This is a genomic window from Flavobacterium anhuiense (genome assembly GCF_004151235.1).
GTDB lineage: Bacteria > Bacteroidota > Bacteroidia > Flavobacteriales > Flavobacteriaceae > Flavobacterium > Flavobacterium anhuiense_A.
In genome coordinates this window covers 132,126-153,833 of record NZ_JUIV01000004.1, presented here as the reverse complement: position 1 = coordinate 153,833, position 21,708 = coordinate 132,126, and the positions used below count along the sequence as shown (strand labels likewise).

The 21,708-nt window shown below is 32.4% G+C and carries 24 protein-coding genes; 13 read left to right on the top strand and 11 right to left on the bottom strand.

The features are described 5' to 3' along the window. Positions 1 to 42: 42 nt before the first annotated feature. The 6 genes from NU08_RS07905 to NU08_RS07880 all read left to right on the top strand — a co-directional run bounded on the left by NU08_RS07905 (position 43) and on the right by NU08_RS07880 (position 3,148). Complete coding sequence (locus NU08_RS07905; protein ID WP_129746603.1) at positions 43 to 339, top strand: hypothetical protein; 297 nt, start codon at positions 43 to 45, stop codon at positions 337 to 339. A gap of 76 nt (positions 340 to 415) precedes the next feature. After that, entirely contained in the window at positions 416 to 712 is a 297-nt protein-coding gene (locus NU08_RS07900; protein WP_129746602.1) for a hypothetical protein, read from the top strand. A gap of 26 nt (positions 713 to 738) precedes the next feature. Then, entirely contained in the window at positions 739 to 1,029 is a 291-nt protein-coding gene (locus tag NU08_RS07895) for a hypothetical protein (protein WP_129746601.1), read from the top strand. Positions 1,030 to 1,046: 17 nt separating this feature from the next. Next, on the top strand, positions 1,047 to 1,340 hold the full coding sequence (locus NU08_RS07890; protein WP_129746600.1) for a PepSY-like domain-containing protein: 294 nt from the start codon (positions 1,047 to 1,049) through the stop codon (positions 1,338 to 1,340). A 15-nt stretch (positions 1,341 to 1,355) separates the two neighbouring features. Beyond that, positions 1,356 to 1,652, top strand: a complete 297-nt coding sequence (locus NU08_RS07885; RefSeq protein WP_129746599.1) for a hypothetical protein — start codon at positions 1,356 to 1,358, stop codon at positions 1,650 to 1,652. Between the two features lie 137 nt (positions 1,653 to 1,789). After that, the gene (locus NU08_RS07880) at positions 1,790 to 3,148 is read left to right on the top strand and encodes a sigma-54-dependent transcriptional regulator (protein ID WP_129746598.1); all 1,359 of its coding nucleotides are present in this window, start codon (positions 1,790 to 1,792) and stop codon (positions 3,146 to 3,148) included. Positions 3,149 to 3,172: 24 nt separating this feature from the next. On the opposite strand, the gene NU08_RS07875 is transcribed toward NU08_RS07880, so the two are convergent. Both NU08_RS07875 and NU08_RS07870 read right to left on the bottom strand, forming a co-directional pair. Further along, positions 3,173 to 5,611: a hybrid sensor histidine kinase/response regulator gene (locus tag NU08_RS07875; protein ID WP_129746597.1), complete on the bottom strand. Its 2,439-nt coding sequence runs from the start codon at positions 5,609 to 5,611 to the stop codon at positions 3,173 to 3,175. Positions 5,612 to 5,783: 172 nt separating this feature from the next. Next, positions 5,784 to 7,685 carry a S9 family peptidase gene (locus tag NU08_RS07870; RefSeq protein WP_129746596.1) on the bottom strand — a complete coding sequence of 634 codons (1,902 nt, stop codon included), beginning with the start codon at positions 7,683 to 7,685 and terminating at the stop codon, positions 5,784 to 5,786. Positions 7,686 to 8,012: 327 nt separating this feature from the next. On the opposite strand from NU08_RS07870, the gene NU08_RS07865 reads away from it, so the two are divergent. From NU08_RS07865 to NU08_RS07855, 3 genes are read left to right on the top strand one after another with little or no spacing between them, the layout of a single operon-like run. After that, the gene (locus tag NU08_RS07865) at positions 8,013 to 9,125 is read left to right on the top strand and encodes an NAD(P)/FAD-dependent oxidoreductase (RefSeq protein ID WP_129746595.1); all 1,113 of its coding nucleotides are present in this window, start codon (positions 8,013 to 8,015) and stop codon (positions 9,123 to 9,125) included. 4 nt (positions 9,126 to 9,129) lie between these two features. Then, entirely contained in the window at positions 9,130 to 9,918 is a 789-nt protein-coding gene (mtgA, locus tag NU08_RS07860; RefSeq protein WP_129746594.1) for a monofunctional biosynthetic peptidoglycan transglycosylase, read from the top strand. Then, a complete protein-coding gene (locus NU08_RS07855; protein WP_129746593.1) occupies positions 9,893 to 10,864 on the top strand; it encodes a lipid A deacylase LpxR family protein in 972 nt (323 codons plus the stop codon). Before mtgA ends, NU08_RS07855 begins: the two co-directional genes overlap by 26 nt. Positions 10,865 to 11,014: 150 nt before the next feature. Here the strand turns inward: NU08_RS07855 and tnpA are convergent, their stop codons facing one another. The 5 genes from tnpA to NU08_RS07830 form a co-directional block, all read right to left on the bottom strand. Beyond that, positions 11,015 to 11,467 carry an IS200/IS605 family transposase gene (gene tnpA / locus NU08_RS07850; protein WP_129746592.1) on the bottom strand — a complete coding sequence of 151 codons (453 nt, stop codon included), beginning with the start codon at positions 11,465 to 11,467 and terminating at the stop codon, positions 11,015 to 11,017. Between the two features lie 247 nt (positions 11,468 to 11,714). Further along, entirely contained in the window at positions 11,715 to 12,299 is a 585-nt protein-coding gene (locus tag NU08_RS07845; RefSeq protein WP_129746591.1) for an SMI1/KNR4 family protein, read from the bottom strand. A gap of 39 nt (positions 12,300 to 12,338) precedes the next feature. Then, entirely contained in the window at positions 12,339 to 13,370 is a 1,032-nt protein-coding gene (locus NU08_RS07840) for an oxidoreductase (protein ID WP_129746590.1), read from the bottom strand. Positions 13,371 to 13,492: 122 nt separating this feature from the next. Next, positions 13,493 to 13,924 (bottom strand): YybH family protein, encoded by a 432-nt coding sequence (locus NU08_RS07835; protein WP_129746589.1) that lies wholly within the window; start codon positions 13,922 to 13,924, stop codon positions 13,493 to 13,495. 25 nt (positions 13,925 to 13,949) lie between these two features. Beyond that, positions 13,950 to 14,540, bottom strand: a complete 591-nt coding sequence (locus tag NU08_RS07830) for a hypothetical protein (RefSeq protein ID WP_129746588.1) — start codon at positions 14,538 to 14,540, stop codon at positions 13,950 to 13,952. Positions 14,541 to 15,179: 639 nt separating this feature from the next. On the opposite strand from NU08_RS07830, the gene NU08_RS22290 reads away from it, so the two are divergent. The 3 genes from NU08_RS22290 (at position 15,180) to NU08_RS07815 (ending at position 18,461) form a co-directional block, all read left to right on the top strand. Further along, entirely contained in the window at positions 15,180 to 15,356 is a 177-nt protein-coding gene (locus NU08_RS22290; RefSeq protein ID WP_165352432.1) for a hypothetical protein, read from the top strand. 248 nt (positions 15,357 to 15,604) lie between these two features. Further along, positions 15,605 to 16,786, top strand: coding sequence for a tyrosine-type recombinase/integrase (locus NU08_RS07820; protein WP_129746586.1), 1,182 nt, complete (start codon positions 15,605 to 15,607; stop codon positions 16,784 to 16,786). Positions 16,787 to 16,838: 52 nt separating this feature from the next. Further along, positions 16,839 to 18,461 (top strand): DUF5131 family protein, encoded by a 1,623-nt coding sequence (locus NU08_RS07815; protein ID WP_129746585.1) that lies wholly within the window; start codon positions 16,839 to 16,841, stop codon positions 18,459 to 18,461. 166 nt (positions 18,462 to 18,627) lie between these two features. Here NU08_RS07815 and NU08_RS07810 read toward each other — a convergent pair whose 3' ends face one another. After that, positions 18,628 to 19,086, bottom strand: coding sequence for a hypothetical protein (locus NU08_RS07810; RefSeq protein ID WP_129746584.1), 459 nt, complete (start codon positions 19,084 to 19,086; stop codon positions 18,628 to 18,630). A 122-nt stretch (positions 19,087 to 19,208) separates the two neighbouring features. On the opposite strand from NU08_RS07810, the gene NU08_RS07805 reads away from it, so the two are divergent. Then, positions 19,209 to 19,478, top strand: a complete 270-nt coding sequence (locus NU08_RS07805) for a helix-turn-helix domain-containing protein (RefSeq protein ID WP_129746583.1) — start codon at positions 19,209 to 19,211, stop codon at positions 19,476 to 19,478. Positions 19,479 to 19,639: 161 nt separating this feature from the next. Here NU08_RS07805 and NU08_RS07800 read toward each other — a convergent pair whose 3' ends face one another. Genes NU08_RS07800 through NU08_RS07790 form a run of 3 tightly spaced genes read right to left on the bottom strand, consistent with a single transcriptional unit; the run spans position 19,640 to position 21,645 of the window. Further along, a complete protein-coding gene (locus tag NU08_RS07800; RefSeq protein ID WP_129746582.1) occupies positions 19,640 to 20,668 on the bottom strand; it encodes a toll/interleukin-1 receptor domain-containing protein in 1,029 nt (342 codons plus the stop codon). A 58-nt stretch (positions 20,669 to 20,726) separates the two neighbouring features. After that, entirely contained in the window at positions 20,727 to 21,005 is a 279-nt protein-coding gene (locus NU08_RS07795) for a hypothetical protein (RefSeq protein WP_129746581.1), read from the bottom strand. 43 nt (positions 21,006 to 21,048) lie between these two features. Beyond that, the gene (locus tag NU08_RS07790) at positions 21,049 to 21,645 is read right to left on the bottom strand and encodes a super-infection exclusion protein B (protein WP_129746580.1); all 597 of its coding nucleotides are present in this window, start codon (positions 21,643 to 21,645) and stop codon (positions 21,049 to 21,051) included. Positions 21,646 to 21,708 lie beyond the last annotated feature (63 nt).

Sequence of the window (21,708 nt, the reverse complement as noted above, 5' to 3'; positions counted from 1 at the left end):
TTACTTAAAGCGTAAACAACTATTAATTTAAATATATACGTTATGAAAAAATTATTTTTATCAGCCGCAATTGTTTTAGGAAGTTTAACTTCATTCGCTTCAACTATACAAACATCAAACACAATCGTAAAAACGATTTCTATTGAAGACGAATACACAGAAATCAAATTAGAAGAATTACCAGCTGCTATTACAGAAGCTTTGAAAAAAGCATATCCAGAAGCAGTAATTACTAAAGCATATAAAAACGAAAAAGCACAGTATAAACTTGACGTTACTGTTGGCGACAAAGTTGGAAATCTTTTCGCAAATGCAGACGGAACTTGGATTAAACAATAATCTTAAACTTAAGGTCTTGTGAAAATCCGTATCAAGAATACTAAGATCAAATTAACTATATTAAAAAACAACTATCATGAAAAATTTATTTTTATCAGCCGCAATCGTTTTGGGAGGTTTAACATCATTTGCTTCAACTTCTCCAGTTTCAAATACAATCGTAAAAACAATCTCTATCCAAGATGATTATACAGAAATCAAATTGGAAGAAGTTCCGACAGCTGTAACAGATGCTCTTAAAAAAGCATATCCAGATGCTGTGCTTTCTAAAGCATTTAAAAACACAAAATCTGAGTACAAACTTGAAGTAACTGTTGGAGATAAAACAGGAAATCTTTTTGCTAACGCAGACGGAACTTGGATTAAAAAATAATTAAGTCTAACCCTTAAACTATAACTATGAAAAAGTTAATCTTATCGGCAGCAATTGTCTTAGGCAGTTTGTCGATGCATGCAGAAACCACTGCTGTAACCAATCCAATGGTGCAGACAGTTAATGATCAGGATGGATATAAAGAAGTAGACGGAGTTCCGGCAGCTGTGAAGAAAGGCTTAGATGAAGCTTATCCTGGTGTAGTGCTTGAAAAAGCATGGGTAAATGATAAAAAGGAGTACAAAATTGAAATAACCGTTCGAGGTGAAAAATCGATCGTTTATACAGATGCTTCTGGTAACATTCTTAAAAAATAATTTAAACCACAAATATTATGAAAAAGTTAGTTTTATCAGCAGCGATTGTTTTAGGAAGTCTTTCAGTAAATGCTGCAGTTCTTCCAGCAATCTCAATTACTCAATCAGTAATTTTTCAAGATGCATTTACAGAAGTAGCTGCAGACCAAGTGCCAGCAGCAGTGAAATCTACAGTTGAAAAATCGTTTCCAAACACTAAGCTGGAAAAAGCTTATAAAAACGATAAAAACGAGTATAAACTTGAAATTTCAAGTGGAGAAAAGAAGTATACCATTTTTACAGATGCTTCTGGTAATATTATCAAGAAATAATTAAAAATCAGCATCATGAAAAAAATAATCTTATCAGCAATAGTTGTTCTAGGAACAATGTCAATTCATGCAAATGTGTTGCCAGTTTCTAAAAACGCTAAAGCAACTGTAACTCTTCAGTCAGAATATACAGAAGTTACAGTAGATGCTGTGCCTGCAGCTGTAAAAACAGCCTTGCAGACCGCTTATCCAGGCGCAAAACTGGAAAAAGCCTTTGTAAATGAAAAAAAAGAGTATAAACTCGAAATATCAGTTGGAGACCAGAAGGCTACTGTTTACTCAGATGTCAATGGTAACTGGTTGAAAATATAATTAGGTGAATTTAGATTTATGTTTTTGGTGAAAAAGAGATTGCGTCGTGCAATCTCTTTTTTTTTTACATATTTTACATAATTTTATGAAATAACAAGTTTAATAATATTATTTTAGCAAAAAGACCCTAAAAGCAGATGCCGAAGATATTAGTAATAGAAGATGATATTGCGTTTTGTAAATTATTAGAAAAATTTCTAATCAAAAAAGCGTACGATGTAACGATAGCGTTCTCTGCCTCAGAAGCACGTGAAGCAGTTAAAAATGAATCATTTGATTTGATTTTGACAGACCTTCGTTTGCCTGATTCTGATGGTATTAGATTGATGTCTGAATTTAAAAATTCACATCCTCATATTCCTGTTATTTTAATGACAGGCTATTCTGATGTAAATACTGCAGTAAAAGCCATCAAAAACGGAGCTGCAGATTATATTTCTAAACCCTTTAATCCAGATGAAGTTCTTTTGGTTATTACCAATGCATTGCAGGCTCCAAAAGCGGAGGAAGAACAATCTGAGATTCCAGAAAAGAAGAAGAAAGCATCTAAAAAGCCAGTTTCAACAGAAAATGAATTTGTTAGAGGAATTTCTGTTGCTTCAAAAAAACTGCTAGATCATATTCAATTGGTTAGTCCAACCGATATGTCTGTTTTGATTATTGGCGAAAGCGGAACAGGAAAAGAAATCATTGCTAAAAGCATTCACCAGCAGAGCAGACGAAAAGACAATAATTTTATTGCAGTAGATTGCGGAGCGATTCCGAAAGAATTGGCGGCGAGCGAATTTTTCGGGCACTTAAAAGGTTCTTTTACGGGAGCGATAAACGACAAAAAAGGATATTTTGAAGCAGCTAATGGCGGAACTTTATTTTTAGATGAAATCGGAAATCTTTCGTACGAAAACCAAATTCAATTATTAAGAGCACTTCAGGAAAGAAAAATTAAGCCTGTGGGGAGCAATAAAGAAATAAACGTCGATATACGTATTATTACAGCTACTAATGAAGATTTGCGCGAGGCAGTAAAAAACGGCGATTTTAGAGAAGATTTATACCATAGAATCAATGAGTTTTCTATTCAGTCGCCATCTTTAAAAGATCGTGGAGAAGATTTAATGGTTTTTGCCGATTATTTCCTAGAAAAAGCCAATCAACAGTTAGATAAAGACGTGATCGGATTTTCTCCAGAAGTAGTTTCGATTTTTCAGAATTACAACTGGCCAGGAAATTTACGAGAATTGCAAAATTGCGTAAAACGTGCTACTCTTTTGACTCGAGGAGATTTTATAGAAAGCGATGTCCTTCCGGCAGAATTTTTTCAGATTCAAAAACAGCAGCCTAGCGCAAATGAAGTTTTCTCATTGTCTGAAAACGAAAAAGAGACTATTATTCATGCCTTGTCAAAAGCGCAAAATAATAAATCTGAAGCGGCAAAATTGCTGAAAATTACCAGAAAAACACTTTATAATAAATTGAAGCAATATAATATTGAGTAAAAATTACTTTTGAAAGAGTTGGTTTTAAATCTCGTGTTTTAATTCTTCAAACAGAGCTCTTATTTTTTCATTTAAATCTGTATAAGTAGCATTCACATCAATTGTGTTTAAATCTTCTTTTTCCAGATCTTTTAAGAGATCACCAATTTTATTGGCTTGAATTTGTTTAAACATTGGTGCAATACGATGCGCAATAGATTTTATTTCTTCGTGATTTTTCTCTTCAACAGCAGTTTTTAAAAGTTCAGTATTTTCAACAGTAGTTTCTATAAAAGATTTTAAAACTTCTTTCAAAGCCGATTCGTCGTGACCTAGAAAATCCTTCAACGTTTCTAGAGAATACATTTGAGAAGCATTTTGATTTTCATTTTCTGTCGATTCAACTAACGGCACTTCTTCATGATCTAAAATATGCTGAATAGTTTCTAATAAAATTTTTGGCGAATAAGGTTTCTTTACAACTGTTGTAAAACCAGCATTTTTATATACCGAAAGATCCAAATCTGTGCGTCCAGTAAGTGCAATTACTGGCTGGTTTTTAAAAATGGTTTCAGGAAGTTCACGAAGTTTTTCTAAGAACATAAAACCGTCAATTTCTGGCATTTGAATATCGGTAATGACAAAATCGAAACGTGTGTTTTGAATAGTTTCTAAAGCTTTTGCAGGATTAGTAAATGAAAATACCTGGTGCTGTTCTTGTTTTAAAACACCGCTGGTTAAATTTAGAAGATTAATATCGTCGTCTACAACAATAAAAGTCTGCTTTTTACTGCTTTTTATTGTTCTAGGTTTCACTTCTGCAATTGGAGTATTTTGACTGCTATCAAATATTAAAGGCAAGTGAATAGTAAATGTGCTTCCTTTTCCAAAAATACTGTCTAAGCTCAAACTTCCTCCCAAAATAGAAATAATCTTTTGGCAGATTGATAATCCCAAGCCAGTTCCGCCATATTTCTTTTCAATGCCTTCATTGGCTTGTGCAAATTCTTCAAAAACCAGTTTCTGATTGGCTTTTTCAATTCCAATTCCAGTATCTTGAATCGAAATAGTAAAAAACTGGTCGTCATTCGCGTAAGCGGCAATTCGAATATGGCCTTGTTCGGTAAATTTATAAGCATTTCCGATAATGTTGGTCAGAATTTGCTTTAAGCGAAATGGATCGCCAACAATACGCTGCTGAAACTTTTCGTCTACATTGATAATAAGATCAATGTCTTTTTGCTTGTAAACCGTCTGAATGTTTCGGGCAACATCCTCAATAATTTCAGGTAGTGAAAACGGAACTTTTTCTATAGAAATTTTCCCTGCTTCGATCTGAGAAAAATCCAATAAATCCTGAACAAGTTGAGTGATGTACTCAGATGAATTTTTAATGTTTTTAATGAAATAGGATTGTTTGGTATTGACATCTGAATTGCCCAAAAGTTCAGAATAACCGACAATGGTGCTCAAAGGAGTTTTTAAATCGTGACTCACCGTCGAGATCAATTGCTCGCGGCTTTTCAGCAGATTTTTGGTTTTGAAATTCGCAATTTCAAGCTGTTTCTTATACAATTGAGATTTTGAATAATCGCTTACAATTAGAATGGAAAAAAAGACAGTCAATAATAAACCGATAACAGCCGAAGCCGTTACAATTTCGTTGACTCTTTTTAATGATTTTTCTTTTAATGAATTGTTTTTTATCGAATTGATGATAATTTCTCTTTCAATAATTCGAAGTATTTTTCTAAGCTGATCGGAAATCGCTATTTCGTTTTGAAGCAATTTATTTTCTTCAAAATTCAAAGATTCTTTCTTCTTTTCAGCTTTTATTTTTACAGAACTCAAAAGCTTTTTAGAATTGGCCAAAATAGAGTCTGAAGCTTTTTTGCTCAGCGTATTGGTGCTGTCATCAGGAATGTTCGAATTTAAATAATCGACATAACGCTGCAGAACACTTCGCTGGTAACTTCCTAATTGATTCGGGTTTTTAGTAAAATCCTGAAGTTCCAATTTTCTAAGATTGAACTCCATTTTAGTGATTTCGTCAATCGCATTATTTACAGAAGTTTCATCATCAGCTTTATTCTTGATTTCTCTTAACTGTTTGATGTTTTCTGTTTTTTCGGCCAAGAAATACGTAACACTATCCAAAAGTGTTTTTTGGTATTCTGTAGTAACAATCTGTTTTAAAGTGTCTATACGCTTGCGAAGCGAATCGGTTTCGATTAAATAACTTTTAAAATCTTTTTCAGAATTATTCTGAATCGTTTGTCTGGCTAAACTCTCTGTTTTATAAACATTAGAATACAATCTGCTGACTCTAAGGATTTTGGTTTTTTCTAAAGCAATCTTATCTTCAAGTTTGTTATAAACAACATTTTCAGAATATAGAAACCATCCAACTGTAACGACCAAAGCCAATAATGCAACATAGCTGAATAAAACTTTGATTGCAGTGTAACTTCTTTTGGACTCCATATTTTGCTGAAAGATTTGGGAATTAGGCATTATTAAAACATTGCAATTTATCTAAAAAAATCTGTTTTATGAAGAGTAATTCTACCGAATATGTTATATAATTGTAAGGTCTCAAAATAAAAACAGCCGTAGATTATGTAAATCTACGGCTGTAAAATATGGTTTTTAGGTGTTATAAAGTTTCGTCTAACCATTTGAAAAACTCACCTTGCCAAACCTGAGCATTTTGTGGTTTTAAAACCCAGTGATTTTCGTCTGGGAAATACACAAATCTACTTTTGATTCCTCTTAATTGAGCAGCTTGAAAAGCTTCTTGTCCTTGTCCGATTGGCACACGGAAATCTTTTCCTCCTTGGAAAATCAAAATCGGCTTGTTCCAGTTTTGAACCAAAGTTGCAGGATTAAAAGTCGTATATGCTTTTTGCGCTACAGCATTATCTTTTTCCCAATAAGGTCCGCCAAAATCCCAGTTGTTAAAGAAAACTTCTTCAGTAGTTCCTAACATTGAAACGGTATTGAAAACTCCATCGTGAGCGATAAAAGTTTTGAAACGGTTTTTGTGGATTCCAGCTAAATAAAATACAGAATATCCTCCGTAACTAGCACCAACACAACCTAAACGGCTTTTGTCAACATAGCTTTCTTTTGCCACATCATCAATTGCAGAAAGATAATCGTCCATAACTTGTCCGCCCCAATCTTTGCTGATTTGCTCGTTCCATTCGACACCATGTCCAGGCATTCCACGACGGTTTGGGGCTACAACCACATAACCTTTTGCAGCCATTAAAGAGAAATTCCAACGGAAAGAATACGATTGTGTCAATGCACTTTGTGGTCCTCCTTGGCAGAATAATAAAGTTGGATACTTTTTAGAAGCATCAAAGTTTGGAGGTAAGATTACCCAAACCAGCATTTTTTTACCGTCAGTTGTAGTAACATAACGTCTTTCGGTTTTGCTTAAAGCTAAAGTTTTATATGTTTCAGTATTGATGTTTGATAATTGTTTCCAAGTATTTTTTTTCAAATTGAAAGAAAAAATTTCACCAGCATGATTCATATCTGTTCTTGTAACGATAATATCGTCTCCAGAAAAACCAATTAAATCATTCACGTCAAAATCTCCATTTGTCAATTGACGAACGTTGATTGCGATTTTAGTTAAACCTGGAAAATTAACTGAAAAAAGTTGTTTTGTTCCGTCAATTGGCGCCACAAAAAATACTGTTTTTCCGTCTTTGCTCCAAATGAAATTATCTACAGTTCCGTCCCAGTTTGCTGTTAAGTTAGTTTTGATTCCTTTAAACTCAACAATAATATCGTTTTTATCAGACTCGTAACCGTCGCGTTTCATTTGCAACCAAGATAAATTTCCAGTTGGAGAAAATTGTGGTGCAGTATCATAACCTAAATTGCCTTCGGTTTTATTTGTTGTTTTTTGGGTTTTTAAATTGTACTCATAAATATCTGTGTTTGTAGAAATTGCATAAGCAGTTCCTGCTTTTTTCTTGCAAACGTACAAAATGCTTTTGCTGTCAGGCGACCAGATATAATCTTCGTCACCGCCAAAAGGTTTTTGCGGAGAATCGAAAGTTTCACCTTTCATGATGTCTGTTCCTTTTGCGCCATCTTTGTTTTCTTTATAAAAAACGTGATTAAATTTTCCTTCGTTCCAAGTATCCCAGTGACGGTAATCTAAACCATCATAAATTTGAGCATCAGATTTTGTTAGACTTGGATAAAAATCTTTGCCTAAAACACTTTCGAGTTTTACTTCTTCATTGTAAACCACAAATTTTCCGTCAGGCGAAATGTTTTTATCAGCCAAAATTTCTTTTGTGTCTTTAATTTCAGTTGCAGTTCCTCCATTTACAGGAATTGTGTAGATTTTAGAAGTCGATTTGTTATCGGCCACAGAAGGCGTCGAAACTTTAAAAACTACACTTTTTGCATCTTTAGAAATGCCAAGAGGCGTTACTCTTCCTAATTTCCATAACAATTCTGGCGACATTACATTCTGTCCGATAGCATTTAAACTCATCATTATTAAGGTTGTTAATACTACTTTTTTCATAATCAAATTATTCTATTTTTTGTGACGCTAAAAATACGAATTAAAAATCCCAAACTTTTAAATTCCAAATCCCAATTATTGTTAAAATTTCAAAAACGTTGCCATTAAATTTTTGTTCGCCACGAATTCACGAATTTTTATTCTTAAACATTATTAAAAAAGCAATTTATGTTTCCCTGAGCGAGTCGAAGGGTGCAACAAGAGGCTTCGACTCCGCTCAGCCGGACAAAGTATTTAAATCAACTTACATTTCTTATATGGTAAAAAAAATGTAATTTAACCCAAGATTGGAATTTGGATTTTTAAAATTTGGAATTTAATAAAGTTATGGAACTAAGCTACTGGGAACTTAAAAATTGGTTTACGAATGTCGATTACACAATTGTGGGCAGCGGAATTGTAGGTCTTCATACTGCATTACGCTTACGCGAAAGATTTCCCGCGGCTAAAATTCTGGTTCTAGAACGCGGAATGCTGCCACAAGGCGCCAGTACAAAAAATGCAGGTTTTGCTTGTTTCGGAAGTCTTTCTGAAATTATGGATGATTTAAAAACGCATTCTGAAGATGATGTTGTAGCGCTTATCGAAAAACGCTGGAAAGGTTTGCAATTGCTTCGAAAAAGATTGGGAGATCAAGCAATTGATTTTAAACCTCACGGCGGATATGAATTGTTTTTAAAAGAAGATGAATTTGGGTTTAATGAATGTGTTTCTAAAATTCCGTTTATCAATGAAGTTTTAAAACCGCTTTTTAAAGCCGATGTTTTTTCTAAAGAAGTAGACCGATTTGGATTTCAGAATATTCAGGATTATTTAATTTTTAATCCGTTTGAAGCGCAGATTGATACTGGAAATATGATGCAGGAGTTGCTAAGGCAAGCTGTTTCAGAAAATATTTTAATTCTAAATCAACAAACTGTAATTTCTTATGCAGAAGCAGGAAATCATGTCGAAGTTGCAGTAAATGATTTTAGTTTTAAAACTAAAAAATTGCTTTTTGCAACTAACGGTTTTTCGAGCGAATTAACAAAAGGAGCTGTAAAACCTGCAAGAGCGCAAGTGCTTATTACAGAGCCGATTCATAATTTAGATATTAAAGGAACGTTCCATTTAGACAGAGGTTATTATTATTTCAGAAATATTAATGACCGAATTTTATTAGGCGGCGGACGAAATCTTGATTTTGAAGGGGAAACAACAACTGAATTTGGACAGACGAAAATTATTCAAAATAGATTGGAAGATTTGCTGAAAAATGTAATTTTACCAAATCAGGATTTTCAGATTGCTCACCGTTGGAGTGGCATTATGGGAGTCGGAAATAGTAAGAATCCTGTCGTAACCCAGCTGTCTGAAAATGTGTTCTGCGGAGTGCGTTTAGGTGGAATGGGTGTGGCGATAGGAAGTTTAATAGGAACAGAATTAGCAGATTTAATATAATACAATGGCAGCAACCAAAAAACCAGCACCAAAAACAACTACAAATAAACCAAAACCCAAAACGTCTTCCAAAAAATCGAATCGTTCTTTTGGCGAAAAAGTAAAATGGTTTTTTATAAAAGCGGCTTTATGGTTTTTCGGAATTTCAATTGGTTCGGTTATATTTTTTAAATATGTTCCAGTGCCATTTACGCCATTAATGCTTATTCGTGCCATCGAAAATAAAATGGCTGGGAAAGAAGTTTATTTTGACCACGATTGGGAACCGATTGATAAAATCTCAATGAATTTGCAAAAAGCTGTAATTGCAAGTGAAGACGGAACTTTCCTTACGCATAATGGTTTTGATTTTAAAGCATTGCAAAAAGCATATAAAAGTAACGAACGCGGGCGCCGAATTCGTGGAGGAAGCACCATTTCGCAGCAGACTGCCAAAAATGTTTTCTTATGGCAGGGAAAAAGTTATTTCCGTAAAGGTCTAGAGGCTTATTTTACTATTTTAATAGAATTGATTTGGGGCAAAGAACGAATCATGGAAGTATATTTGAACAGTATTGAAATGGGCGACGGAGTTTACGGTGCTTATGCAGCAACAGAACATTGGTATCGTAGGGATGCTTCGAGTTTAACGCCGATGCAGGCTGCGGGAATTGCAGCTATTCTGCCAAATCCTAGAAAATTTAAAGCTACAGGCTCATCAAGTTATATTAACAGAAGAAAAGAACGAATTGTACGCGAGATGCGTTACGTTGGAAAAATCAACTATAATGGAAAAGAAGAAAAGAAAAAGTAAAAAACTTTTTTTTGCTTTTCTGATTTTGACTGTAACGTTAACTTTTGGGCAAGGAAAAACAACAGAAATTGGTTTTATATCAGATAATGATTTATATACCTCGTCTAAATACGATATGTACTACACCAATGGTCTGGAATTTTTTTATAGATTTTTATCCAAAAGCAACAACGAGAAAATTAATAAACAAATTACCGAATTTAGAATTGGGCAATATCTGTATAATCCTAGGTTTTTAAATAAAGAAGCGGTTACGATAAATGATCGGCCTTTTGCGGGTTATCTTTTTGCAGAAGCAGGAAAAAGCTTTTTTTATCAGAGCGAATCGGTTTTAAAGACTGATTTTCAAATTGGCTTTCTTGGGCCAAATGCATTTGGAGAGGAATTGCAAGAGGGTTTTCATAAATTGATCGGCTACAAAAAAGTATATGGCTGGGAAAACCAGATTCATAATGCTTTAGGTTTGCAGGCGCATGCCATTTATTCAAAAAAAATGTTTCCATCAAAACACAATGATTTTGTAGATTTTCATTGGCAGTCAGAAGGAAATCTGGGAACTATTTTTTCTGGAGTTTCTACAGGATTTATGGCGAGATTTGGATTTAAAAAACTGCTTCCAATTTACGATTCTAACATGTATAATGCTTCTGTAAGTGCAAATGAACAGCTAAATGTTAGAGAGTTTTATTTCTACGCGGCGCCAAGTGTCAATTACCAGTTTTACGATGCTACAATTGAGGGAAGCATGTTTAACGATACAAGCCCAGTAACTTTCGATTTGGAACCTCTTCGCTTCAACGCCGAAGCTGGTTTAAAATATCGACACAACAACTTCAACATATCTTATTCTTTCCTCTATCGCGGAAGAGAATTGAATGATCCTGGAATTGATACGAATTCGGGATATTTTTATGGATCGATAAGGATGGGTTTTTTGCTTAACTAGTGCGTTGCACTATCTTGATGCTTTTAGGCTTTCAGCCTAGAGCTAAAGATAGCTCTGAAAGAGCGCAACCACTAGCATAACGCAACGCGTTATGAATATGAATATGAATGCGAATGAATTCAGTTAATCCAGCCCTGAAAGGGCGAAAGCCTAATCCCAAAGATAGCGTTCGTCATATTCAACATTATATTTGTTTAGAAAGGCTAGAAGTTCTTTTTTGAATGTCTTTTTTCTATGATGTTCTTCTTGGTTTTTAATGTACTTTATAACGATATCTAATTGTGAAGGATTAACAGAAAAAATGCCATAACCATCCTGCCAATAAAAGTTAGAGTAACGCGGATCTACCGTTTTTACCCATTTTGATGATCGTTTTTTTACTTCTTCAACCAGCTTCATTTGCGTAATCTTTTTAGATAAGAGACATAGAATATGAACATGGTCATTATATCCTCCTACTTGAATGGGATTGCATTCTAAACCTTTGCAAATTCCTCCAAGATAAGCCCATAATTTCTCTTTTAAATTGTCGTCAATAAACGGATAACGCTTTTTTGTGCTAAACACTAGATGCACATATACTTCGTATAACGATTGTGGCATATTTTTCTCTTTTATAATTGCATTGATGAATTTTAAGCAGAAAGATTTGTGTCAAATGCTGATGATTTGAAATGCAAATATTGTATACGCAAATACAGAATTTGGACTCCAAAAGTTTTATTTATGACATAATAAGTCACAATATAATTCAGAAAAAAAGCCACTTCTGTTTTTTTCAGAAATGGCTTTTCGTTATAAAGAATTGAAAGTTTTTTTCTTCGAAAATTTAAGATTTAGAAGATTGATCTTAATCCCAACGGCTTAAATTTCCTTCGGCGCGTTCAAACAACTCTTCCAGAACATTTTCTAGAGATCTTCCTGGAAGACCAGATTCTAAAAGTTCTAATAATTGATTTACCGTAGATTTAATTTTGTCCTGATGGCAGTAAATGTTTGCGAAGCTTCCGTTTTTATCGAAAATAACATATTCGCCACTTTCGTTAATATCTTCCTCAGACATCATCCAACCAATACACGAAAAAGCTTCGTTTATTTTTTGAGTCTGCTCTTCGGTAAGAAATTTATATTCTTGGAATTCTGGTCTGTCATTAGCCCAAAAAGCAATAATCATATCGATAATTCCAGTGGAATTATGTTTTAGGTTTGTTCTTTCCTGAATTTGATTAAGCAGATTTCCTAGAGAAAAAATGCTGAAGGTTTCGTCAGATTCAATTCCTCCAATAGTTTTATAGAAAGTGATTAATTCTTTTGGCAAAGGTTGCCTGAAATAAAAAGCCAGTTCTTGTATTTCTTCATCTGAAGCCAATGACGATTCTTGAATTTCATCGTATTCAAGTTCGCATATGGCAATACGGTTTTTAATTTTTTCCATTTTATGTATTAGGTTTTTTGTAGTTAGAATTTGGAACTCTTAATGACGATTATCGCACTGAATACTAATTTCTTCATTTGATTTATCAATTACCGAAATACTAGGACAGCCAAAAGAAACATATTCAAAACCAAAGACAACTTCGGGTTTATTTTTAAAAAGTTTTCCCGTCCATTGATCAATAGATTCTTCTCCATTTTCATAATTTAGTGGAGAAGGAGATGTGCCTTCGCTTTGGCTGAAAAGTTTTTCGATTATAACATTTTTGGTTTTAGAATCGACAACCAAAAGGCGTCTGCCATAAATTATTTTATTGCTGTCTAGGTAGTCTTGTAAAAAATACTCGTAGTTATCTGTTTTGTAAAAATACGTATTGCCTGTTACAGTGTTCTTTAATAAAGCGCGATCATCATTTTTCAATGCTTTTGACGGATAATCTTTTTTTGCAATTTTTTTCCACGAAATGGGTTTCAAACGCTCTTTAGAAAACGGATTTTCTTTACCAACATATACCAAAGCATCTCTGTAATATTCGCTGAAACCGTTTAAATGTTTTTTGCTGATTTCAAAACCAATCATAAAATCATAATTATGATACGGCCAATCTTCTTCTGAAGAATATCCATTTAACATTGCGGCCGTTTTCAGGTTTTTTACGGCAAAAGAAACCAGTTTGTTTTTGGCATAATCATAAATAAAGAGTGAATCAGTTTCAGAAATATTGGTTTTAGACAAAAATCTTTTTCTGTAGTTTTTGTCAAATGTAAAATATTGCGCATCGTATTTTCCTATTTTTTCTATGTTGGGCAAAACGAGCGTATCTTTTTCGTCGCCGACAGGATAAATATCAGAAAGCGAAACAAAAGCAACATCACTGCTATCTTTTGGTATAACGTTAAATAGATAAATGCTTTCTTTTTTTGAAGTTTCGTCGGTTTGAAGAGTATCAGTTTTAGTTTCTGCGTGTTCTGCTACTTCTGGAAGTGTAGCTGCTGAGGTGTTTTCTTTTTTGTTGCAGGCAGATAATAGAATTAAAAAAGTGGTTGATATAAGTAATGATTTTGTTGCCATTTTATATTTGTAGATCTATTTGATTTTTATCGTATACGAAAATACTTTGTTTGTTTTTAAATTGAAACTCAGACAAATTCAAATTTTTAAAAATAAGCTGTATTCCCTTATGTTCATTTATTTTATCCCGAATGGTCAACATACAAATACCAAACGCCATTTATCTTTCGCATAATTCCCGAAAAGTTACCAGAACTATTTTTGCCATTTGGAGCTTCGACGCTAAATTTTGCGCTTACAAAATCATCTTTTTTCGAAAGTGGTTCCACAACAAAATCGGTCATAGTCAATTTTCCCATTCTTTCTTTTGGCCAATATTTTTTGAAGAAATCGGCAATATTGCTTTTTCCATAAACCACACCAGCACTGTAAATCATACGAACCGAATCTACGGGAGCATAAAAATCAAGGTAACCTTCGAGATCACCATTATTCCAACAAGCTTGCTGTGCTTTTAAACGGTCGAGTATTTGTTGTGAAATTTTATCTTGACAAATGCCTTTAAAAGAAAACATCAGTAAAGAGGCGAGAAATAGTAGTTTTAAGTAACGCATATAGATAATTTTAGTAATTATAAAATTAATTGTTTTTTATCGCTGTAATATTTCCTGTCTTTTTATCGAAAATAATGGTTTTGTTTGGTCCGCCATAAAAGAGAGTCAAAGTCAGCGTGCTATCGGTTTCATTTTTAAAAAGAATATCTTTTGCGGTTCTGATTTTGACATCCAAATTATCATTCATAAGTTCAGAATCGGTACATTTGATGATTCTTTTTTCAAACAAACCTTTTTTCTCAATTACTTCCAACCACGGTTGAACCATTACGCCGTAGCCCAGAATTTGTGCTCTGTAATTTTCGTTGAGATCTTTATTTTGGTACAAACCTAAAGATGTGCTCGAAAGTAATAAAGTATAAAAAGGAAGCATCATGGCTATAATGCTCAATGCAAATGTTACTAGTATTGCTGCCAAAAAAAGTTTTGCCAAGAGTTTTTTCCAAAAAACAATAATAATTACAAAACTGCTAAGTAGCCAAAGCCATGATAAAACAACGTCGCTGTAATAACCACGAAGACTGATTTCTTGAAAATAATATAAAACACAGTCCAGCACAAAAAGTGCACATATACTGAAATAGACTCGTAATATTATTTTTTTACTTTGGCTCATAATTTTTTTAAGATGTAGTTTAAAGTAAATATTGTAAGAATAGATAAAGTTAAAATAGGGAGGAAAGAAAATTTAAGAGTATACATTATTTCTTCCTTAAAGAGATAAGTACTCCAAGAAGATTCTCGATCTACAAAAATGGTATAATTCCAGAAAAACCATATTAAGATTAACAATAGTAATTGAAGTGTAACTTTTATATTGCTGTTTTTAATTAAAGAAAAAGGTAGAAAAACTATGGATAAGAAAACAGTAGAAAACAAAGTCATCAAGTAAGCATCGTCAAAAAATGAACAATCTAAACAGCCACTTGATGGTTTGTTAGAAAAACTACCCATTGCCCAATAGATCTCTATTAAAGTAAAGACAAAAAGTGCAACTGCAATTATAAGAGGTTTTTTTATGAATGAGAATATTTTGTTTTTTAAGTTTTGATTCATTTTGAAACGTTTGATGAGCTATTAAAAATAACCTGTTCGGAATTTTGTTTCACACAAAAATAGAAAACAGTTTATGAAGAAATGTCTTTCAAAAAATATAATTGAATCAAAATAAGTTTTATTAAAAAATAAAATGCTTAACTGTTTGATAACATGAAAGATAATTTAGATTGTTTACCTTTAATTAAAATTTCAAATTATGGATGTCAATTGGAATATAATAGCGATTGTAGCAATCTTGGTAATTATTCTTGTTGTGCTAACAATCAGAAAAAATCAGCGAGAGAAAAAGAAATTGGAAAAATTGCTAAACAACGATTTTAAAAAAGCTGAGAAAAAGAGAGTTGATGCAGATGATGCTGCAAATGAGAAATAGATAGAAATTTAAAAATCTAAATAAAACTTTGTCATTTCGAGCCTTCTTCGGAATAAATATTTATACTAAACCCGACAGGTTTTAAAAACCTGTCGGGTTTAAATTTTGTGGAGAATACCGGATTCTCTATTATTGTTTTTAATCCTTTTAAAATCAATGGTTTTTCAATAGGATTGAAATATTTAGTCCTAAAACAGTCCTAATTGTACAAAACGATTCGTATCTTTGTATTGTAAAGTTATAGGATTATGAGCAATTATACAACACCCAAATTAAACAAAGGCAAAGCACCATTATCAATTCCGAGAGGAAGTAGCAAGTTAAAGGAACTAGCAAAAAATGTTTGGTATGTATCCTATACTTTCGAAGGCAAGCAATATAAGGTAAAAGATAACCTTAATAGAATTCATGACCCTGTTGAAAAAGAACTTGCAGGTGAAATTCTATTGGAGAGCATTAAGCAAGACCTTAAGAATGGCTACAATCCTTTAAAGCCTTTGCAGTGGACTGAACACTTGCGTAAAGAAACAATAACATTGGAGAGTGCTATAAAGCAATTTGAGGACTACCACAAGATTCACAATTCCAGAAAAAAAACTATACAGACCTATTTGAGTAAATTAAATGCTCTAAGTAAGTATCTTCCGAGCATATTATTATCTGAAATAACGACAAAGAATCTTGAAAGCTTTGTCAGGTCAAAAGTAATTGACAATACTTACTCGCAAGATAGTGTTAAAAGTGTCAAACGTATTTTTTCTACTTTTTTCAATGTGTGCATCAAATTAGACCTCATACAAACCAATCCAATGAATGGTTTTGATGGAAAAATAAGAAGTAACAAGGTGACCGAGGAAAGACATATCCCGTTCTCTGATGCAGATTTAAAAACAATATTTGAATATCTGGATGCAAATGATAAATATTCTGCCTTTTTCTGTAGAATGATATATTATACTTGTTTGCGACCTTCTGAGATTAGAGGACTAAAAGTAGAGAACATTAATATTGAGAGTAACAGAATCACAATACCAGCATCTGTTAAGAAGGTCACCATCAATAATGAGAATGACTATTTGGATATAAATTCGAGTTTTGCTCCAATTCTAAAAGAACTAAATCTGGAGCAATACCCAAAAGATTATTATCTTACAGGTTCTTCTACGCACATTGTTGGTGAGAAGCGAATAGGAGAAAACACACCTTACAATAAATTGATTTCAGCATTGAAAAAACTAGGGTTAAATGAAAAAGGATACGATTTGTATTCCTTCAAACATACATCGAACATTAAAAAGTACATTGACGGATGGACACTAAGCCAAATCATGAAAGCGAACAGACATACCAATATTAGTACTACCGAAATTTATTTGAAAAAGTTAGGTCAGTTTGTTGATATTAAGGATAAAGCTATTCCTGTGATATAAAGCGATAACAAACAGAACTATGAAAGAAATAAACAGAATTGAATTTTAAGACATGGCATCAAGCATAGAATGGACTAATAGAACTTGGAATCCGACCACAGGATGTACGAAAATATCTAAAGAATGTGATTTCTGTTATGCGGAAAAAGAAACTTTTAGAAAGATGCATAATCCAAATTTAGAAAAATATAGACAGGGGTTTGATGTTGTTGTTGAACATTCTAATACATTGCAAGAACCTTACAGTTGGAAGGAACCAAGTACAGTTTTTGTAAATTCTATGAGCGACTTGTTTCATAAGGATATTAGTTTAGATTTTATAAAAAAAGTGTTTGAGGTGATGAATGATACGCCTCAACATACTTATCAAGTCCTTACCAAAAGACATGATATTCTTGAAAAATACTCTAAAGAACTTAATTGGACAGATAATATTTGGATGGGAGTTTCAGTTGGTAATCAAATAGCAACTAGGCGTATCAAATCTTTGGTTAAATGCGATGCTAAGCATAAATTCTTATCTATAGAGCCTTTTATAGAGGAAATTAAAGAAATTGACCTTAAGGGAATTGATTGGGTGATAGTGGGCGGTGAAAGTGGTAGCAATGAAGTTAGACCAATGAAAGAAGAATGGGTTTTGAGGATTAAAGAAAAATGTTCCGAACAAAATGTTAGTTTCTTTTTTAAGCAGTGGGGAAAAGTAAGAAACAATCCAAATCCAAATGACCCAACAATAAATAAATTACATCGCTATCATTCAAAAGGTGGTAGTGAATTACAAGGTAAAGTATACTGGTCAAATCCATCTATTGAAGACGATTCAATGCCAACTATAAATTTGTTTGGTGATGAATATCTTATAATGGATGAATTAGATGATTTAGTAACCATATGGGAATTAAAATCTTATTTGCCATTTGCTGACCAAAATTTATTTGAAAACCTAAAAGAAGATATTATTAAAAACGGATTGAATGACCCAATCCTTTATATAACGACCTCTAATGGTCAAAAATTAGTAGTTGAAGGACATACAAGAGTAATGATTTTAAAGTCTCTTAAAAAGTCCAAAATAGCTACAAAAGAATTAAAAGAAACTTTTAACAGCATAGATGAAATTAAGGTGTGGATGGTAAAACATCAAGTTGGAAGAAGGAACCTATCGAATGTGGAGCGGATTAAATTGGCATGGATTTCTAAACCAACAATTGAAAAACTCGCTAAAGAAAATTTATCTAAAGGAGGAAAAAAATTTTCAAAAAATATACTTGCTGAGAGAACTTCTAAAGAAATTGAGAAGGTTGATACTTATGCTGAAATTGCCAACATTGCGAACGTAGGCAGGAGTTCTGTTGTTCGATATTCTCGAATTTTAGCGAATGCTTCAGAATCAATAATTGATAATCTGAATAAAGGGAATATAACAATTGGTTCTGCTTATGCTTCTTTAAAAAGTAAAGAAACAATTATTGAGGAAGAATCTTCGAAAGAAGAGATAAAAACAGTGGAGTCAAAGCAATTAGACAATGTTGTAGTATTGCAAAGTATTGAGGAAGGAAAAAAGAAAATATTAAATGGCGATATAGATGTGATAATGATATTTAATGAAAGTGATGAGTTAAATATTTTGAAGAAAAATCCAAAAGCAAAAATAGGAGTTGTTTATTTGATATAGTTATAACTTAAAAGAACCTTTGACCAAAGTGGCAAACCTTGTTTTTAATTTGGAACAATGAGAATGATTCTTATGATCCTGCTTCGCAGGATTATAAGAATCATATAATAATTTAATGAGCTCAATTCAGTTTATTTTTAAACAATACTCTAGTATTTGGCTGATTTTAATATTCCCAACCCTTCTCTAGAGTGCACTCAGTATCGCTATTAACGGAATTATTGTCCTTAAAATTTAATGAGTTCCCGAAATTTGAATTGTATTCAAATGTATATGTTCCGTAATTGCAATTCCCTAATGTTCTATGTTTTTTAGTTGAAGAATCAGTTTGAACATCTCCAATAGATAATGCTACTGGCGGTTGTTCCTCCCATTTATCATCTCCTTTTAGTCCCGTTCCTGTGCCATCAAGAAAAGCAATTTTTTTCCAACATCTTATTTCTTGCGCTGTTATTTCAAATCTATAATATGTTATAATGCCACCGCTCTCAACAGTTTCATCATGCCATTGACCAATAATAAAGTCCCTGACCTCTTCTGTAGATTGAATACTTGTTGTGTTGCAGCTCGTCATTCCAATGGCTAAAAGAAAAGAAATAGTAATAAGATTTAAAGTTTTTTTCATTTTTTAAAGTTTTAAATTAGAATTACAAACATATAAAAAATCTCCATATAAAGAGTATTCTTATTTGGAGTTACATAATTTAAAGACATTCTATTGATTTGCTGTATAAAAAGAGCAAAGTAATGACTTCAAAAAAAAATGAGGATATTAAGAAAGAAACTAAAGCAGATGAATTAATTTATTTGAAAAAGATAGGTGAACGCCTAAAGTACTTTAGAAAAAGAGCAGGTTATACCAACTCTGAATATTTCGCATATGAAAACAATATCAGCAGACCACAATATGGAAAATATGAGGCAGGGGCGAATATTCAATTAAATACACTTATCAAAATTCTTAAAGCAATGAATGTATCACTTGAAGAATTTTTTACTGGCTTTAATGAATATTAAGAATTACTCAAGATTACAAATTATGTGATTAAATTTGTGATTAATCTGCTCCGCAGATCAATCACAAATAATAAATTTATTTTAGATAACTTTTTAGATTTTTAGTTTCTGTTTTTGCTCAAGAAATATCATTTTTATATTCACCGCAAGTGATGTTATTTTTAGAATGGTAAATCATCAGGTTCTTCAATTTTAGTTTTAGCATTGTAATCAAAATGATTTTTCTTAACGCTTTCTGTTATTAAATCCAATACGTCATCAGGCAAATCAAGTAAATGTTTGCTAATTTCGTCTCTAATTTTTAATTCTTTAGGATTGTTTGAGCTGGTAAGAGCAGACACTTCAGTAAATCCTCTTAATTCAAATCTTTTTAGAATTGAAGAGTAGTTTCTAGATAGCTTGTTTGCAATTTCATTAATTTCTTCCCATTCTTTAATGTGGTCGATTTCATTTTGTTCTTGCCAACCTGTCATTAATTTAAATCTTCCTGTTTCAATTATGTAATGCAACAAAATAAGCTCATCATCTTTAAGCTTTTTTGAAGTTATTGTGTTTACAAACTTTGAAAATAAGTCAGTTGGATTTGAAGAAGTTGTTTTTAATAGTTGATTCGGCTGTAACTGGACTGTTTGTGCTATTGTCTTACTTTCTTCCTTTACTATAGGTTTATGTATTGCCTCACTTATAACGGGTGGTTTAGCGATTTCGGGTTTATAACTATTAATTTCAGATATAAACTTCTTTACACTTTGAGAAATAATAATATGACTTTTGGATATTTCGAAGTCTTCTGAAATTAATTGTAGAAAAGACAAAATTCTTTCTTCGTCATTGATATAAAAACCAATTTCTCTTGGGTCTAATGCTCCGCTTTGAAACTCTTTACTTGATAAATTAAAGTTTGGTGTAAAAATTGCCGCGTGTTTGTTTTCGATAATCCAGGCCGCACCCATTTCATTTAGGCAAGCAATACTTTGGTAATATTCTTCTGATAAGAGGTAAATTACAAATGGCTTTTCTGTAATTTGAGATTTTAACCAGTTGAATATATTTTGGCTAACAGGTATTCCGTATGCTGTATTACTTGTAAAGATTATTTCGTTCTCTTTAAGACCTACGCTCCTTAACAATTCAACTAATTTATCTCCATAAAATTTATTTTTGGATGAATGTGAGATGAATATTTTCATTTATATGTCTATGTATTAAAAATTGCGGGTAATTTTCTCTATCTATATAGTATCTCAATTAACGAGGAGAAGAGTCGTTCACAACATTGATTAAATCTTCTTTTAACCATTCAGAAAACATTTGGTTCAATCTTTCAATCTCCAATTCAATAGAAGTTTCAAGTTCTTGTCCTGTTTTTCCTCTCTGCAATTCTAGTATTTCAACCTGTCGTTTTAATATTGATTTTAAGTAGTAGCTATTCATAAGGTTCGTTGAATGAATGTTCATCAAAAAAGTAGCTATGTCAATTTTAAATGTAGGATTATTTAATTCGTTTTTTATATCGTCAAAATTCATATCATTTATTTTTAATTATTATCATGTAGTTTTATTAGTGCTTTTAGTACATCGATTTCCTTCTTAAACGATTTTCAACCCAGCTAGGGCGATTGTTTTCAACAAATTCATAGTCAGCTTGTGTTGGATTACTGTTTAAGCCTATGTCTTCTAATTTCAAATGTTTGTCTACAAATTTACTTAATGAAACAGAAGCGTTCATTCCGTTCATGATAAAGCCATTTCCAAATTGCTGATTTATATAAATAATTTTTTTACTTATTAGTCCAGTTATTGTTGAATTGTCAATTGGAACTTCTAAAGATGAAGTTTGATTGATTATAAATTCTCGTAAAACCGATTTTTCGTGATAATCAAGATTTCGGAGTTTTTCAATGTATTCTTTTTTAATTTTCCTAAAGGTTAATTTATTTGAAACACTTTTAAAAATCCATATTATGGAATTTACAAATACAAGTCCAGAAGTCGAAATAAAAACCAATCCTACAATCCATCCATACAAATCATTCAGTTTCTCCAAATGAAGTTGTTTGAGCAATTCTGCATCAGCAAATAGAATAAACCCAGATAGAACAGCAAAGAGAAAAAAGAACTTTGCTGGAAGTTTAGTTAAATCAAATAATGCTTTTAAATTATCCATATTGTTGTCTTTTTAAATGTTGTTCTTTAAATAGTATATCGTGATCCTACCTGCGGTAGGATT

Bases quoted from the DNA above. Each gene is read 5' to 3' on its own strand.
- NU08_RS07795 (WP_129746581.1), bottom strand. From the start codon at position 21,005: ATGAATTTTGACGATATAAAAAACGAATTAAATAATCCTACATTTAAA.
- NU08_RS07865 (WP_129746595.1), top strand. From the start codon at position 8,013: ATGGAACTAAGCTACTGGGAACTTAAAAATTGGTTTACGAATGTCGAT.
- NU08_RS07895 (WP_129746601.1), top strand. From the start codon at position 739: ATGAAAAAGTTAATCTTATCGGCAGCAATTGTCTTAGGCAGTTTGTCG.
- NU08_RS22290 (WP_165352432.1), top strand. From the start codon at position 15,180: ATGGATGTCAATTGGAATATAATAGCGATTGTAGCAATCTTGGTAATT.
- NU08_RS07890 (WP_129746600.1), top strand. From the start codon at position 1,047: ATGAAAAAGTTAGTTTTATCAGCAGCGATTGTTTTAGGAAGTCTTTCA.
- NU08_RS07810 (WP_129746584.1), bottom strand. From the start codon at position 19,086: ATGAAAAAAACTTTAAATCTTATTACTATTTCTTTTCTTTTAGCCATT.
- NU08_RS07840 (WP_129746590.1), bottom strand. From the start codon at position 13,370: ATGGCAACAAAATCATTACTTATATCAACCACTTTTTTAATTCTATTA.
- NU08_RS07835 (WP_129746589.1), bottom strand. From the start codon at position 13,924: ATGCGTTACTTAAAACTACTATTTCTCGCCTCTTTACTGATGTTTTCT.
- NU08_RS07870 (WP_129746596.1), bottom strand. From the start codon at position 7,685: ATGAAAAAAGTAGTATTAACAACCTTAATAATGATGAGTTTAAATGCT.
- NU08_RS07875 (WP_129746597.1), bottom strand. From the start codon at position 5,611: ATGGAGTCCAAAAGAAGTTACACTGCAATCAAAGTTTTATTCAGCTAT.
- NU08_RS07830 (WP_129746588.1), bottom strand. From the start codon at position 14,540: ATGAGCCAAAGTAAAAAAATAATATTACGAGTCTATTTCAGTATATGT.
- NU08_RS07845 (WP_129746591.1), bottom strand. From the start codon at position 12,299: ATGGAAAAAATTAAAAACCGTATTGCCATATGCGAACTTGAATACGAT.
- NU08_RS07805 (WP_129746583.1), top strand. From the start codon at position 19,209: ATGACTTCAAAAAAAAATGAGGATATTAAGAAAGAAACTAAAGCAGAT.
- NU08_RS07885 (WP_129746599.1), top strand. From the start codon at position 1,356: ATGAAAAAAATAATCTTATCAGCAATAGTTGTTCTAGGAACAATGTCA.
- NU08_RS07815 (WP_129746585.1), top strand. From the start codon at position 16,839: ATGGCATCAAGCATAGAATGGACTAATAGAACTTGGAATCCGACCACA.
- NU08_RS07900 (WP_129746602.1), top strand. From the start codon at position 416: ATGAAAAATTTATTTTTATCAGCCGCAATCGTTTTGGGAGGTTTAACA.
- NU08_RS07880 (WP_129746598.1), top strand. From the start codon at position 1,790: ATGCCGAAGATATTAGTAATAGAAGATGATATTGCGTTTTGTAAATTA.
- NU08_RS07800 (WP_129746582.1), bottom strand. From the start codon at position 20,668: ATGAAAATATTCATCTCACATTCATCCAAAAATAAATTTTATGGAGAT.
- NU08_RS07905 (WP_129746603.1), top strand. From the start codon at position 43: ATGAAAAAATTATTTTTATCAGCCGCAATTGTTTTAGGAAGTTTAACT.
- NU08_RS07820 (WP_129746586.1), top strand. From the start codon at position 15,605: ATGAGCAATTATACAACACCCAAATTAAACAAAGGCAAAGCACCATTA.
- NU08_RS07790 (WP_129746580.1), bottom strand. From the start codon at position 21,645: ATGGATAATTTAAAAGCATTATTTGATTTAACTAAACTTCCAGCAAAG.
- mtgA (WP_129746594.1), top strand. From the start codon at position 9,130: ATGGCAGCAACCAAAAAACCAGCACCAAAAACAACTACAAATAAACCA.
- NU08_RS07855 (WP_129746593.1), top strand. From the start codon at position 9,893: ATGGAAAAGAAGAAAAGAAAAAGTAAAAAACTTTTTTTTGCTTTTCTG.
- tnpA (WP_129746592.1), bottom strand. From the start codon at position 11,467: ATGCCACAATCGTTATACGAAGTATATGTGCATCTAGTGTTTAGCACA.